We start from the raw sequence: 14,947 nt of genomic DNA on the forward strand, positions 1-14,947 counted from the left end.
GCCGACGTCGCGGTGCAGGGGGCGTTCGACGGGGGCGCCGTGGAGGTCGTGGTCAACGACAGCCACGGCACCATGGACAATCATTCGAGCGGTACAGGCCCCGAGGCATCGCGCGATGCCTCGGGGCCACCGGTCAGGGTTCGACGGTCATGGCCCGCCGATGATCCTTCGGTACCGTCCCGCGCTCAGGACACCGTGCGTTCCTGATTGACGGCACATCGTTCGCGACTACTGATCCGCGACGTTGACGACGGCTGTCGCCTTGACAGATGTTCCCGCGACGACACCACGGACGGTGAACCATCCACTCTTGGCCACCATGTCCGAGGTAACTGGTTCCCAGGTCACATCGACGGATCCGGTCGTGCCGTCACTGTAAACGGCCTCGGTCTGCGCAGGCAGCGTGGGAACCTTGCCGATCGTCGTATCGACGGCGACCGACCTGAAATCAACGATGGTCTTCGTATTCTGCACCTCGAACACGCCGAGCTCGGCCAGTCCGCACTCCGCGTCGCTCGGGTTGTTGTAGGTGTTGTCGGGATCGATGGTGAACTTCACCCAGCTTGTCTTGACCGGCGTGTCGAACGTCACGACGTTGTCCGGCTGACCGTCCCACCGGATCCCGGTGACCTTCTTGCTGCCGCCCTCCCATTCCAGCAGGCCCTCCACGATCTGGTTGACGGCGGCGCCGCGGTCGACCAGGTTGATGTGGTCGATCTCCACCGGGGACGGGAACTGAAGTTTGATCCACGGGTTGCGGTCCGCCTTCTTCGCCGCCCAGGACGTCGCTTTGTTGCCGTCCGTCGCCTTCGTTCCCAGATAGCGGTCGTCCTGGTTGTTGCCATCCGGGACACCGTCCCGGTCGCGGACCGAGGACACCGTGACCGTGGCCGAGCCCGCGATGTTGTCGCCTTGCGCCGTGATCGTCCCCGGGTTCGACTCCACCGCCACGCCATCAAGCGTCACGACTGCTTTTGCGGTCGCCTGGAACCCGCTGGCGATCGGTTGTTTCAGGACGATGGTGTTGCTGCCCGGTACGACTGCCAGTCTGCTGTCGCTGAGCACATACTCGATCTTCGCCTTCGACAGGTTCGCCTTCTCGCCGGTGTTCAGAGTTCCCTCGATCGTGCCGACGACCGGTGCGTTCACGCTGATGGAGCTGTCGCTCAGCGTAAGCTTCACCTGCTTCAGGAACGCGGGGAACGACATGCGTCCGTCCGCATCGACGTCGACGTAGAAGTAGTCGTCGGCCCGGTATCCGGCCAGCTCCGCGGTGACGTTGATCCGTGCCCTCCCTGCCTCACCGGACGACAGCGTCTTGTCCTCGCCGACGGCTACCACGGACGGGTTGTCGCTGGTGATCGCGACCTTCGCGGTCCTCAGGTCGACCGGCTCGCCGAGGAAGGAGTAGCCCTTGACATCGATCGTTGCCGTCTGGCTGTCCGCACCTGCCTTCGGCTGCAGCGCGAGGCTGCCCAGGGCGGTCAGATCTCTCAGCGAGAACATCCGGACTTCCAGCACGTCGATCGGGCTGCCGTTCTGCCCGCCGCCCGGGAAGGAAACCCTCACATAACGTGCCTGCACGCTGGGCCGGGCAGGATCGACCGGATAGTTGTAGTACAGGCCTTCCTGCTCCCAGGCGTACAACGTCGTGTCGCTGCCCGGAACGGCCAGCGTGTTTCGCGACGTCGGCAGCCCTGCGCCGGAGACCGTGTTCGTCTCGTTGCCGGCGGTCCACTGCGAGCCGTCGGCGCTGTACTCGATCTTCACCTTCTTCGGCACGTTGTAGTACGTGACGTTGTCGGCATTCGGCATGTGGTGGTTGAAGAAGAGGTTGACCCGCGAGAGGTCCTGCGTCTTGCCCAGATCGTAGGTGATGCTCGGATTCTCCTCGCCCGCCGGCGCCGACCACTTCGTGAGATTGCCGCCGGTCGGGTCGTTGATCGTTCCGTCGGACAGCGCCTTGGCATGGCCGCCGTCGGTGGTCACCTTCGGCGTCATCCCGATCGCCACGTTCGCGTCCGGGAGCAGCGTGACGTAGTTCCTGGTCGAGGTGTACGCCTTCCCGTCCACCGTGATGTCGGCCCAGTAGCTGTACATCGTGGGGGTGGAAACCTTACGGGTGAACCGCATCGTGTTGCCTGTGACGGTGAACGGTGACTGGTCGGCCGGTACCTCGGTGACCACGATCTTGCCTGCGGGGTTGTCGCGCCTGCCGTCGACCGTCGCGTAGTGGTACTTGATGGTCGAAGCGTCGAGAATGTCGACCTCGCCGCCTTTCCGGGTGTAGCCCTTGAACGTCACCGGAACATCCCTGTCGGTGGCGAACTGTCCCCAGAACTGCGCGCCGTTGGTGAGCATGTTCACGCCCACAAGTGGCAGTGCGGCCGAGATGGCGCGGTCCTGCACCTTGACCGGGTAGGTGTCGGTCATGACCTGAGGACGGTTCACGCCATCGCTGTAGGTCGCCGTCACGGTGATGGTGGCGGCACCGTCGCCGGTGGCCTTGACCAGGCCCGTTGCCGCTCCCACGGTTGCGACCCGCACATTGCTGCTCGTGAACTTGAGCTTGGCGGGTGCGAGAACGTTGGTGTAGTTGTTCATGTAGCTCTCGGCCCGCAGCTGCAGGCTGTTTGCCGCAGTCTGGCTGCTGAAGAGCTTGACACCCGTCATCTTGTAATTTCTGACTGGGCTCTCGGTCTGAATCTTGATGATGGTGTCAATGGGATCTGCTGTGACATCGGACGTGTCGATCGAGATGTAGTACTTGCCGTTCGCTTTCTCTGTTGTGAAGGGCAGAGAGTTGCCCTTGTTCAGCCAGCGGACCTGGTCTACCGGATAGTCGAAGGGGCCGATGTGGCTCATCCGCGGCTGGCCGGAGAATCCCGCCTTCGCCACGCCGGCAATTTGGTTCTTGATCATGTGCATGTAGACGTACTGGTCGCGGGACATGGCGTAGCCCCAGTCCGGCCCCTGCCCGTGAGCGATCGCCTTCTGCGGGTCGGTGTACCAGCCGGGCTTCAGGGTGTAGTCCATGGTGTACGGCATGGTGCCGTACATCGACTCGCGAAGATCGGGTCCGCGCCCGTTGTCCATCCACTTCACGATCGAAGTCCGCATGTCCGACAGCTGCTGCGAGGAGATCGGCACCATCGAGAAGATGTTCGTGTTGTCCAGGTTGCTGCTCAGGTTGTCCATGCCACGAGTCACGGTGATGGAGGAGTCGTAGTTCATCACATAGCCGTGACCGTACTGGTTGATCAGTTCTTTCGTGGCTTCGGCCCAATCGTCACGTTCGTTCCCCTTGGCGTACTGCGTCCAGACGTCGAGTGCCGTCGTGTACGGGTCGTTCCATTCCTCATGCGCAACTTTTCTGGTTTGCGGCAGGATTCCGGCATGCCAGCCACCCCCGTTGTACGGTTCGCTGTTCCAGAACGGACGCTCGTGAAGAGTGATGTCCTGGTCGCCGGTCTGCGCGTTGGGGTTCGCATCGATCAGGACCCGATCGTTGTAGTTGCGCGCTGAGCTCCAGGCGACGTCGGGATTGGAATAGCTCTCCGGACCGCCATCGGCGAAGAGGTACCACGGGTTGTATCTCGCGACCAGACCTTGGATATCGCTTTCGAGGATCTCGGATCCTTCGTAGAGCGAAGACACGTAGACGCCGAACTTCAACCCGTACCGCTCGGCGGCTTGTTTGGCCTGCAGCACCCGGTCCCGGATCTGCCAGCTGCCGTCCGCGGCCTGGAACAGGGCGTTGTACTTGTACTGCTTGTTGGCGTTGTTCGGGGTCAGGTTGGCGTTCGGCGAGGGCCAGTAGTAGATGGTGTTCTGCAGGCTCTCGGTCGAGAGCAGGGTCATGCCCATCTCTTTGGCCGTCTGTGCCCACTCGTCGTAGTTGAAGTTCGGGTCGTACAGGTTCGGCATCGTGCCGGTGGTGTGCGACAGGGCCGACATCTTGCCTTCGACGAACCAGTCGACCGGGTTCTTCTTGACCGTCATGGTGTACGGCTTCGTTGTCGTGGAACCGCGGGCATCGGTCACCTTCACGGTGAAGGTGTAGTCCTTCTGGGATGCGCCGTTGGCGCCGTCCGAGACCGTGCCGTCGATGTGGCCGTCCGGCGCCAGCGTCAGGCCGGGGGGCAACTGACCGTCGGCGAGTGTCCAGGAGTAGCCGGGGCTGCCGCCGGCTGCCTGGAAGGCAAAGGGAGACGCCTGCGGAGCAATGCTCGACGTGTTTCGGTTGCCGTCGATCTTTGCCACCATGCCGACATACGGGTTCTCGTCGTAGGCGTATGGCAGTGCGTTGGACGGGTAGTCGTTCGCCGGGACATCCGCGTTGCGCGCATCGAACGCATGCCGGTCGATGCTCAGCCCCTGGGTGGCGATGCTGAGCTGATTGTCGGCCACGTTCGGCCCGGTGACCGAGTACGTCAACCCGGGAACGACATTGCCTGCACCGTCGCAGAGCCTCGCGTAGAAGCCAAGGAAGTTCTTGCTGGTGCCGGTGTTCTTGTGCTGAATCTCGATGAGAAGCTTGTTCCAGCCCGGCTTCAGCTGGATCGGACGTCTCGTACCTTCCTTGCTCACCCGACCTGCGACGCGGTCCTGTTGCCCGGCCGGAGCATCGTTGGCGAACAGCCGGTACAGTCCCGATCCGCCCACCTGCCACTGAACAGTCTGCGCGACCGGACTGTAGACGTAGCTCGCGGCCACAACCCACTTGTTGGCTGTGGGCTGCCCCTGCTTGACGTCGAAATAGCCCATCAGGTCGTTGTAGTCGTCGTAGTTCCGGTTGAAGATGCGGTCGTCGAAGTACTGCCAGGTGGATGTTTCCTTGCCGGCCGGATCGCCCAGGGACGCGCCCATGGCGGGAACGACGGGAGCAGGAGACTGCTCGACTACCGGATCGGTGTACGGACCGGACACCGCCCACTGATTCAGATACGGCGCGGTCCCTCCCGTCTGAGCCGCACGAGCCTGCGGTCCAGCGAGAACGCTGCCGGCCGCCGCAAATGCGAACACAACCGCAGTTGCGACGACGCCGGATAATCTCTTCACGCTACCTCCTTGCATTTGTCGAGATAACCGATGCCTGGCCGCTGGGACATCACCAGCTCATCCCCACAGCCGACTCTTGGACCACGAGGTCGGAGCAGATCAACTTCTCGCGGTACCTGGTGTTCAACACGGCCATGCCCAGGTGCGCATTGCCCGGCTCCGCGACTCCAAGCAGGTCCGCGGATCGATTCCCGGCATGGTCGAAGAGAGGCCCTGGTCCTCCTGGATCTCGGGGGTGTGCTATCGCTGGCCGTTGTCGAAATAGGCGGCGACCGCCGGGTCAGGAGGCGGGATCTCGACGGGGAGGCCGCCGCTTCGCAGGGATTGGGTGGCCGCGTACCCCGCGGCGACCGCCTCGCGGGCGGCGACAGGAGAGGTGACGGTGGTGCCGCCGCGGCGGACGAAGTCGAGGAACTCCTCGATCAGACGTGGGTCGGCGCCGCCGTGGGATCCCGGGGCGGCCTGGAGCTGGACCGAGTCGTCGGCGTCCGCGTGGTAGTCCGACCGGCGGTTCCAGATCTTGATGGTCACGTCGCCCGCATCGCCGAAGTTCTCGATGCGCCCCTCGGTGCCGATGACGGTGTAGTTGCGCCAGTAGTCCGGGGTGAAGTGGCACTGCTGGTAGCTGGCGAAGACGCCGTTGTCCAGGCGCATCTGCATCATGCTGAGGTCCTCGACGTCCACCACCGGGTTGAGGTCACGCTGCTGGAGCGGGGGCCAGTTGAGCTCGGGAGCCAGCCAGTCGGTCATGCGCTCCCCGGTACGGTCCCTGCGTGACTGGATGTCGCCGTAGACGACCAGGCCGCCCATGCCGGTCACCAGCCGGGAGTACCCGCCGGCCAGCCAGTGGATGACGTCGAGGTCGTGCGCGCCCTTCTGCAGCAGCAGGCCGGTGGTGTTGCGCCGGTCGGCGTGCCAGTCCTTGAAGTAGAAGTCGCCGCCGTGGCCGACGAAGTGGCGGCACCAGATGGCCTTGACCTGCCCGATGGCGCCCGCGTCGATCAGCCGGCGCATGGCCTTGACGACGGGCATGTGGCGCATGTTGTGCCCGACGTACAGGCGCGTGCCGGCGGCCTGGGCGGCGGCCAGCAGGCGGTCGCAGCCCGCGGTGGTGATCGCCATGGGCTTCTCCAGGAACACCGGCACCCGGCCGGACAGGAAGTCCAGGGCGATGCGCTCGTGGGTGTGGTCCGGCGTCAGCACCAGCACTCCGTCGAGCCCGGCGCTCAGGAGCTCGCGATGGTCGGTCGTGGTCTCCACCCCGGGCCCGAACCGGTCGCTGACGCCTGACAGCGCCTTCGGGTCCACATCGCAGCAGGCCACCACCCGGGAACCCGCTCCGGGGCGGTGGGCCAGGTCCGCCAGGTCTCCGCGGACGCCGAGGCCGATCACGCCGAGTCTCAGATCGTTCATGTGGTCAGCCCTTGCTACCGGTGAAGGCGATGCCCTGGACGAAGTGCCGCTGCAGCAGGACGAAGGCGACGATCATCGGTACGGTCGCCATGATCGATCCCGCCATCAGCATCGAGTAGTCGGTGAAGTGCTCGCCCTGCAGGGTCGCCAGGCCCACCGAGAGCGGCATGGTGCTCGGGTCGGTGGTGACGACGAGGGGATACATGAGGTCGTTCCACGACCAGAGCGCCGTCAGGATCGTCAGCGCGATCAACCCGGGCTTGGCCAGGGGGAGCGCGATGTGCCAGTACACCCGCAACGGGTTGGCACCGTCCAGCCGTGCCGCCTCCTCGATGTCGCGTGGCAGCGCGAGGAAGAACTGCCTGAGCAGGAACGTGCCGAACGCGCTGAACATCCCGGGCACGATGAGCCCTGCCAGCGTGTTCACCCAGCCCAGGTCCTGGATGATGAGGTACTGCGGGATCAGGAAGAGCTGGCTGGGCACCATGAGCACCGACAGGAACAGCCCGAAGAGCAGGCTGTTGCCCCTGAAGCGCATGCGGGCGAAGGCGTAGGCGGCCAGCGAGCACAGCATCAGCTGGGCGACGGTCCTTCCCGCGGTCATCAGCACCGTGTTGAGGAACATGTGCTGGAAGGGCAGCACGTCGAAGACCCGCGCGTAGTTGCCCCACTGCCAGTGCTCGGGCAGGAGCGTCGGCGGGACCCGGGTGGTCTCGCTGAACGTCTTGACCGATGTGAGGAACTGCCAGACGAACGGGCCGAGCATCGCCAGGGCGCCCGTCACGAGCACGAGGTGGGTGGCGGTCGAAGCCGCGTAGCGTCTCGTGCCGGCCGTACCGCTACGCATAGTGCACCCACCTGCGCTGGAGGCGGAACTGGATGGCGGTCATGGCCAGGATGAACGCCAGCAGCACGAAGGCGACCGCGGCGCCGAAGCCGAGATCGTGCTCGACGAACGCCTTCTGGTAGAAGAGGTAGGCGATGGTACGGACCCGGGGGAGCGCGGGGTTGGCGGTGCCCGCCGCGCTGCCGGGGGTGCTCATCATCATGTACGCGAGGTCGAACATCTGCAGCGAGTTGATCATCGTGAGGACGGTGGCGAAGAAGATGCTCGGGCTCAGCAGCGGCACCGTGATGCGGAAGAACGTCCGGACCGGGCTCGCCCCGTCGATCGCGGCGGCTTCGTAGAACTCGGTGGGGATTCCCTGGAGCCCGGCCAGGAAGATGACCATGTTGTAGCCGAGGGCCATCCAGATGCCGATCGCGGCCAGGGCGTACAGCGCGACGGACGGATCGGCCGCCCAGTGCGGACCTGCTATCCCGACCAGGGAGAGCAGGTAGTTCACCACGCCGTAGTCGCCGTTGTACATCCAGCGCCAGAGCATGGCCACGGCCACCGGCATCGTGACCACCGGCAGGAAGTACAGCGTCCGGTAGATCGAGCGCCCGCGGAGCCCTCGCCGGTTGAGCAGGGCGGCCACCAGGATCGCGAGCGGGATTCCGGCGAGCTGGACGGCCGTGTAGATCAGCGTGTTGGTCACCGACTGGGCCACAGCCGGTTCGTCGACCAGGGCGCGGTAGTTCGCACCTCCGATCCAGGTGTGTCCTCCGAAGGGGCCCGTCTTGGTGAAGCTGTAGTAGAAGGTCTGCGCGATGGGCCACAGGTAGAAGACCGCCAGCCCGATCGTCATGGGCGCGACCATGGCGTAGGCCCACGCGTGCTCGGCGCCGCGCCCGGGAGGTCTCACTTCTCCTTGCCCAGGGCCGTGTTCATCGCCACCGCCAGTTCCTTGGCCGCGGTGTCGACGTCCTTCTCGCCCGACCAGGCGGGCCCCAGGATCGTGGGCTCCTGGGTCTGCCAGGCGTCGGTGTTCTTCGAGGTCGGGAACGGCACCGCGTAGGCCAGCTGGTCCAGGAACGAGCGCAGGTGGTACTGGGGCATGGACTTGACCCAGGTGTCCTGGGTGCCGTTGAAGGCGGGGATGACCGTGCCCGTCTGGGCCTGGATGTCGGCCGCCTCCTTCGAGCCCAGGAAGGTGAGGAACTCGGTCGCCTCCTTGGGGTGCCTGGTCTTGGCGTAGGCGACGTTGGCCAGGCCGTGGATCACGACGGCGCGCTTGGTCCCCTGGGGCAGCACCGTGACGTCCACGTCGTTCTTGGTGACGTCGTTCTTGGCGAACTCGATGGCGTTCCAGGACCCGCCGTAGTACATGCCGACCTTGCCGGACTCGAACAGCTGGGTCGGGTAGGTGTCCGTCATCGACTTCAGCGACGGGGACACCCCTGCCTTCATCAGGTCGGTCCAGAACCGCAGCCCCGAGATGGTGGCCGGTTGGTCGTATCCCGAGGACTTGCCGTCGGGGGAGATGACCTGTCCGCCCGCCTGGAAGATGGTGTCGTAGTAGTTCTCCTGGCCGAAGGGCGGAGCCAGGATTCCGTAGACGCCCTTGGAGGCGTTGGTGAGTTTGCGCGCGACCTGGGTGACGGTCTGCCAGGTCCAGGTGTCGTCGGGGTACTTGATCTTGGCGGCGTCGAAGAGCTTCTTGTTGTACCAGAGGCCCACCGTGTCGAAGTCCTTGGGCACGCCGTACTGGGTGCCCTGGTAGCTGTAGATCCGCGACAGCGCCTCGGGATAGTCGGACAGGTTCACCTTGAGCGGCAGCAGGATGCCGTTGGAGGCGTAGAGCTGGGCGTGCGGGCCGTTCATCCAGAAGACGTCGGGCGCGCTGCCTCCTGTCGCGTCGGCCTGGAGCTTCGTCCAGAACTCCTGGCTGGCGGTGAGCTGGATGCCGACCCGGATGTTCGGGTGGGTCGACTGGAACCTGTCGACGATCCGCTGCATGGCGGGAAGCTGGTTCTTGTCCCAGATCCGGTAGCTGAGTTCGACCTTCCCGTCGCCGGAGCCGGCGCCGCCGCCGCACGCGGCGGTGCTCAGCAGGAGCGCCGCCACGAAGACTGACGACCTCCATCGTGGCTTCGCACGCATACAAGTGTCCTTCCAGAGGGGATTGATCTGATACTTCCTGTGACGAAGGCGCTGGTACGCCCCTGAGTGATCCGTAGTCTGAGAGGGCTGACCCGACGAAGTCAACCCTTGGATCTGATTTATCTCCGAAGTCGGCAGCTATAGATCTGAAACATTCCGGCTAGAATGCGGCCATGAGCAGGATCGGATAAGAGATGAGCAACGGATTGAACCAACCGCAGGAGCCGGGCTCGGAGACCGGTTACCGGCCCGGTTACGAGATCGCCGCGGAGCGGATTCTCGAGTACATCGTCAGCGCGGGACTCAGACCGGGGGATCGCCTTCCCACCGAGAAGGACCTGGCGGACGCCGTACAGATGAGCAGAACGGTCGTGCGGGAGGCGGTGAAGATCCTCTCGGCGCTGAAGCGGCTGAGCGTGCAGAAGGGCAGGGGAATCTACGTCGCCGAGGTGGAGGACGCCCCATGGACGCAGTCGTTCTCCCAGTTCCTGCCCGCCGACCTGGGGCAGGTTGACCAGATGTTCGAGTTCCGGCGGCACATCGAGTCCGCCACGACCATGCTGGCCGCGCAGCGAGCCGTACCCACGCAGGTGAAGGCGCTGCGTGAGGCCGCGCAGCTGTCGGCGGAAGCCGCCGCGCGCGACGACCACGAGGGCTTCAACCGCGCCGACGAGCGCTTCCACCATGAAGTGGCGGCCGCGGCGGCCAACATGTTCCTGCTGGCGACCATCGAGTCGGTGCAGCGCCTCCAGCGGGAGGTCAGCATCATCGGGCTGGCGGGCGTTGCGGGCGGTTCGCTCGTGGTGGCGGCCGACCAGCATCTGGCGATCGCCGACGCCGTCGCCTCAGGCGACGAAGAGCGGGCGGTCATGCTCATGACCCAGCACATCGACATGACGATGGCGCAGTTCCAGGCGGAGATCCGTCACCGCCTCTTCCCCCACGACGAAGGAACCCATGCGAATCACTGATGTCACCGTCGAACTCGTCGACCTGCCGGGCCAGCCGCCCTTCCGCTGGCGAGCCGGGCTGCCCGGCTCGGAGGGGCCGGTCGTCGGCGGCGTCCTGCGCGTCCAGACCGACGACGGCCTGGTCGGCGAGGCGCACACGCGGCGCGGCCTGATCGTCGCCGACCTGGTCGAGCGCAGGATCCGCGAGGACCTGCTGGGGCGCGACCCGCTCTGGCGCGAACTGCTGTGGCACCGCCTGTGGGAGCTCGACCGGATCGAGGAGCTGCCCATCTACGCGCTCGGCCTGGTCGACGTCGCGCTGTGGGACCTGGCGGGCAAGGCCGCGAACCTGCCCGTGCACCAGCTGCTCGGCACCTACCGCGACGCCATCCCCGCCTACGCCTCCACGGTGACCTTCTCCACCGTGGAGGAGTACCTCGACGTCGCCGACCAGTGCCTGGACCTGGGTTACCGGGCCATCAAGCTGCACGCCTGGGGCGACGCCCGCGCCGACGCCGAGCTCTGCCAGAAGCTGCGGGCGCACGTCGGCGACGCCGTGCCCCTCATGTACGACGGCTCGGCCGGCTTCGACTTCGCCGATGCCCTCTACCTCGGGCAGGCCCTGTCCGAGGCCGGATACACCTGGTACGAGGAGCCGATCCGCGAGTTCAGCGTGACCGCCTACCGCTGGCTCGCCGAACGCGTGAGCGTGCCCCTGCTGGTCGCCGAGACCTCCGACGGCGCGCACATGAACGTCGCCGACTTCGTCGTCGCGGGCACCGCGGGCTACGTCCGCACCAGCGCCCAGTACAAGGGGGGTATCACCGGCGCCATGCGCATCGCCCATCTCGCCGACAGCTTCCAGCTCCGGGCGGAGGTCCACGGCACGGGCGTCGTCAACGCGCACCTGTGCATGGCCATCCCCAACACCACCTACTACGAGTCCCTCGTCTACACCAACCCGGTGATCCGCGAGCCGGCGATCGGGCCTGACGGTCTCCTGCGCGCCCCAACCGGCCCGGGGATCGGCTACGCCGATTTTTCGTAGCTAAGTCGTGGTTCGCGATGATAGTTCAGATCTATTGACGATCACGATATCCGGCCACATACTGAGGAAACCGCGTCTGAGCGAGATCTTGCCTGGTCACTGAGGTCAGGCTGTTGGCAGCTGCCACGATTCCAGTCCGGATGAATCCGATACATGCTGCTCAGGTGCTCGAACCTCAGGAGTGCAGATGAGCAAACATCGAGGAGCCGGCGCGGTCGTCGCGGGGTTACCTATGCCCGCCGCCGAGGCGGCCGGCGGCGTGGGAATCAGCGCGGGTTCCCTGGCGATGGGGCTGTGCGACACCGGCCGCGGCCACCGGGGGAGCGAGGGCGTCAAGCCCTCCACCTTCAACGTCACCCTCCCGGCCGCCCGGCTCGGGGAGGGCGACAAGACGATCACCATCACCACGACCGGCGGCTCGTGGATGGTCCACGACGCCCTGCGCCGCCTCCCCTGACCACACGACAACGCCGAGCGTCCGCGGCGCTCGGCAAGAAGGACGCACCAGTGAACAAGAAGACGATCGCCGCTGCCTTGACGGCGCTGCCGCTGGCATTGACGGCGTGCGGTTCGCCCTCACCCGGCGCCGATGGTGGCGCAGGTCCGGTCAAGCTCGAGTTCTGGGGCTGGGCGCCCGGCTACGACAAGTCGGTCGAGCTGTTCAACGCCGCCCACAAGGACGTCCAGGTCACCTTCAACAAGCTGCCGTCGGGCGGCAAGGGCGGCTACGACAAGATGTTCTCCGCCGTCAAGGCGGGCAACGCCCCTTGCCTGGCACAGATCGGCTTCGAGTCGATGCCGACCTTCCTGATGGAGAACGCCCTGGAGGACGTGACCAGCGAGACAGCAGGCGCCCGGGGGCAGTTCATCCCGTGGACCTGGAACCACGTCAGCATCGTCGGCAAGACCTACGGCATTCCGGTCGATACCGGCCCGACGGGCTTGTACTACCGCAAGGACGTCTTCGACAAGTACGGCATCGCCGTACCCAAGACGTGGGACGAGTTCGCGAAAGCGGCCGAGAAGCTGCACCAGGCCGACCCGAAGGCGTACATCCTGAACCTGCGGGCCGTCGATCTGGCCGGGCTGGCCTGGCAGAGCGGCGCCAAGTGGTTCTCCACCGAGGCCGACAGCTGGAAGGTCGCCGTCAACTCTCCCGAGACCCGGCGGATGGCCGAGTTCTGGCAGGGGCTCATCGACAAGAAGCTGGTGAACGTCACCGACGAGGGCTACAGCGCCGCGTGGTGGAGCTCGCTGCAGTCCGGCAAGGTCGCCACCGCGATCGGCGCGGTCTGGCTGCACCCGCTGATCGCCGAGAACGCTCCCGCTGCCAAGGGCAAGTTCGCCGTGGCCCCCATGCCGCAGTGGGCGGCGGGCGAGAAGAAGTTCGGCAACGAGGGCGGATCCGGTACGGCCGTGCTGAAGGGCTGCGCGCACAAGAAGGAGGCGGTCGAGTTCGCCACCTGGATGAGCACCGACCCCGGCAGCCTGAAGAACCTGATCAAGGTGACCGGGATCTACCCGGCCGCCACCGCGGGACTGTCGCTGCCCGAGGTGAACACCGGCGTCGATTACTACGGTGGCCAGAACATCTTCCAGGTGTTCGCCGAGGCGGCACAGAACACCGACACGAGCTGGCAGTGGGGGCCGATGCAGTCGCAGTTCGGCGCCGACCTGACCGACTCCGTCAACGTCGCGTACTCGGGGAAGGGCACGCTGCCCAACCAGCTGGACGCCCTGCAGGCCAAGACGGTCGAGGCGATGAGGACGAAGGGCCTGAAGGTCGCAGGATGATCCGCCGCCACCGGGCGCCCGCCCTGCTGCTCGCGCCGTTCGTTGTCCTGTTCGGGGCCGTCTTCGTGCTCCCCGTCGGGTATGCCGTCTACCAGAGCCTGTTCCGGGTTCAGCGCTCCGGGCTCGGGTTGGGCCCGGCCGAGACCGTGTTCGCGGGGCTGTCCAACTACGCGCGGGTGTTCGCCGACAGCGCGTTCGTGGGCGGCGTGCTCCGCGTCCTTGCTTTCGGCCTGGTCCAGGTGCCGGTGATGCTCGGGCTCGCCCTGCTGCTGGCCCTGATCCTGGACTCGCGCGTGGTGCGGTTCGGGCGGTTCTTCCGGCTGGCCTACTTCCTGCCGTTCGCGATCCCCGGCGTGATAGCGGCCGTCCTCTGGTCGTTCCTCTACGCGCCGGGGCTCAGCCCGTTCGGCTCCACGGTCGACTTCCTGTCCGCCGACACGATCCTGTGGTCGATCGGCAACATCGTCACCTGGTCCTGGACCGGTTACAACATGGTGATCCTGCACACGTCGCTGCGGGCCATCCCGCGCGAGCTGTTCGAGGCGGCCGAGGTGGACGGCTGTTCCGGCGTGCGGATCGCCTGGCACATCAAGATCCCGCTGCTGCGGCCCTCGCTCACCCTGACCGGCGTCTTCTCCATCATCGGCACGCTGCAACTGTTCGGCGAGCCGATGGTGCTGCGGCCGATGGCCTCGGTGATCAGCGGCGGCTACACGCCGGTGATGCTCTCCTACCAGGCGGCGTTCGGCCTCAACGACTACAACTTCGCCGCCGCGATCGCGGTGGTCCTGGCCCTGGCCACGTTCGTCTTCTCCTACGGCTTCCTCCGCCTGAGCACCAAGGGTTCGTGATGCGTATCACCCGCCTGAGCACCACGGTGCTCCTGTTCGCGATCACCGGGTACTTCCTGTTGCCCGTGTGGTGGCTGATCGTCTCGGCCACCAAGTCCAAGGGCGACCTGTTCGGCGGCAACGGTTTCTGGTTCGGGTCGGACCTGCACCTCGCCGACAACGTCAGGAGCGTCTTCACCCACAGCGACGGCGCCTTCCCGCGCTGGATCCTCAACAGCCTGCTGTACTCGGCCGGCGGCGCGGCGGCGGCGACGCTCATCGCGGCGATGGCAGGGTACGCGCTGGCCAAGTACCCGTTCCGGGGCCGCGAAGGTCTCTTCGCAGTGATCATCGGCGCGGTGCTGATCCCGCCGCCGCTGCTCGCGCTGCCGCTCTACCTGCTCGCGTCCTCCACCGGCATCGTCAACACGTACTGGTCGGTGCTGATCCCGAGCGTCGTGACCCCGTTCGGGGTCTACTTGGCCCGGGTGTACGCGGCGTCCTCCGTACCCGACGAGCTGATCGACGCCGCTCGCATGGACGGCGCCGGCGACCTGCGCATCTTCTTCACCGTCGCGTTGCGGCTGATGTCGCCCGCGCTGGTCACGATCTTCCTGTTCCAGTTCGTCGGGATCTGGAACAACTTCTTCCTGCCGCTGATGATGCTCGCCGACGACAAGCTCTGGCCGCTGACGCTGGGGCTCTACTTCTGGAACAGCCAGCTGCGGGACCAGCCCTGGTACGACCTCGTGGTCACCGGCTCGCTGATCTCGGTCGTTCCGCTCGTCATCGCCTTCATCGTCCTGCAGCGGCACTGGCGTTCGGGACTGGCGGCGGGAAGCCTCAAAGCCTGACAGAAGGGCAC

At 65.8% G+C, this 14,947-nt stretch carries 12 protein-coding genes; 7 read left to right on the forward strand and 5 right to left on the reverse strand.

The annotated features are described in order from the left end of the window. Positions 1-12 precede the first annotated feature (12 nt). Complete coding sequence (locus KIK09_RS60665; protein WP_214322684.1) at positions 13-207, forward strand: M55 family metallopeptidase; 195 nt, start codon at positions 13-15, stop codon at positions 205-207. A gap of 21 nt (positions 208-228) precedes the next feature. Here KIK09_RS60665 and KIK09_RS29670 read toward each other — a convergent pair whose 3' ends face one another. The 5 genes from KIK09_RS29670 to KIK09_RS29690 all read right to left on the reverse strand — a co-directional run bounded on the left by KIK09_RS29670 (position 229) and on the right by KIK09_RS29690 (position 9,424). Beyond that, a complete protein-coding gene (locus tag KIK09_RS29670; RefSeq protein WP_214322685.1) occupies positions 229-5,061 on the reverse strand; it encodes a DUF7402 domain-containing protein in 4,833 nt (1,610 codons plus the stop codon). Positions 5,062-5,301: 240 nt separating this feature from the next. Continuing rightward, the gene (locus tag KIK09_RS29675) at positions 5,302-6,474 is read right to left on the reverse strand and encodes a Gfo/Idh/MocA family protein (RefSeq protein ID WP_214322686.1); all 1,173 of its coding nucleotides are present in this window, start codon (positions 6,472-6,474) and stop codon (positions 5,302-5,304) included. A 4-nt stretch (positions 6,475-6,478) separates the two neighbouring features. Beyond that, positions 6,479-7,321 (reverse strand): carbohydrate ABC transporter permease, encoded by an 843-nt coding sequence (locus KIK09_RS29680; protein WP_214322687.1) that lies wholly within the window; start codon positions 7,319-7,321, stop codon positions 6,479-6,481. Next, positions 7,314-8,222: a carbohydrate ABC transporter permease gene (locus KIK09_RS29685; protein WP_308164357.1), complete on the reverse strand. Its 909-nt coding sequence runs from the start codon at positions 8,220-8,222 to the stop codon at positions 7,314-7,316. The genes KIK09_RS29680 and KIK09_RS29685 overlap by 8 nt, the downstream gene beginning before the upstream one ends. Further along, positions 8,219-9,424, reverse strand: a complete 1,206-nt coding sequence (locus tag KIK09_RS29690) for an ABC transporter substrate-binding protein (protein WP_214322688.1) — start codon at positions 9,422-9,424, stop codon at positions 8,219-8,221. Before KIK09_RS29690 ends, KIK09_RS29685 begins: the two co-directional genes overlap by 4 nt. A 230-nt stretch (positions 9,425-9,654) precedes the next feature. On the opposite strand from KIK09_RS29690, the gene KIK09_RS29695 reads away from it, so the two are divergent. From KIK09_RS29695 to KIK09_RS29715, 6 genes are all read left to right on the forward strand, one after another. Then, positions 9,655-10,431 carry a FadR/GntR family transcriptional regulator gene (locus KIK09_RS29695; protein ID WP_214322689.1) on the forward strand — a complete coding sequence of 259 codons (777 nt, stop codon included), beginning with the start codon at positions 9,655-9,657 and terminating at the stop codon, positions 10,429-10,431. Then, entirely contained in the window at positions 10,418-11,458 is a 1,041-nt protein-coding gene (locus KIK09_RS29700) for an enolase C-terminal domain-like protein (RefSeq protein ID WP_214322690.1), read from the forward strand. Before KIK09_RS29695 ends, KIK09_RS29700 begins: the two co-directional genes overlap by 14 nt. 187 nt (positions 11,459-11,645) lie before the next feature. Beyond that, complete coding sequence (locus tag KIK09_RS29705; protein ID WP_214322691.1) at positions 11,646-11,915, forward strand: hypothetical protein; 270 nt, start codon at positions 11,646-11,648, stop codon at positions 11,913-11,915. A gap of 50 nt (positions 11,916-11,965) precedes the next feature. Continuing rightward, on the forward strand, positions 11,966-13,252 hold the full coding sequence (locus KIK09_RS29710; protein ID WP_214322692.1) for an ABC transporter substrate-binding protein: 1,287 nt from the start codon (positions 11,966-11,968) through the stop codon (positions 13,250-13,252). Then, on the forward strand, positions 13,249-14,103 hold the full coding sequence (locus tag KIK09_RS58045) for a carbohydrate ABC transporter permease (protein ID WP_250573965.1): 855 nt from the start codon (positions 13,249-13,251) through the stop codon (positions 14,101-14,103). The genes KIK09_RS29710 and KIK09_RS58045 overlap by 4 nt, the downstream gene beginning before the upstream one ends. Continuing rightward, entirely contained in the window at positions 14,103-14,936 is an 834-nt protein-coding gene (locus tag KIK09_RS29715) for a carbohydrate ABC transporter permease (protein WP_250573966.1), read from the forward strand. The genes KIK09_RS58045 and KIK09_RS29715 overlap by 1 nt, the downstream gene beginning before the upstream one ends. Positions 14,937-14,947: the final 11 nt, after the last annotated feature.

It is taken from the genome of Nonomuraea sediminis, assembly GCF_018531495.1.
Lineage (GTDB): Bacteria > Actinomycetota > Actinomycetes > Streptosporangiales > Streptosporangiaceae > Nonomuraea > Nonomuraea sediminis.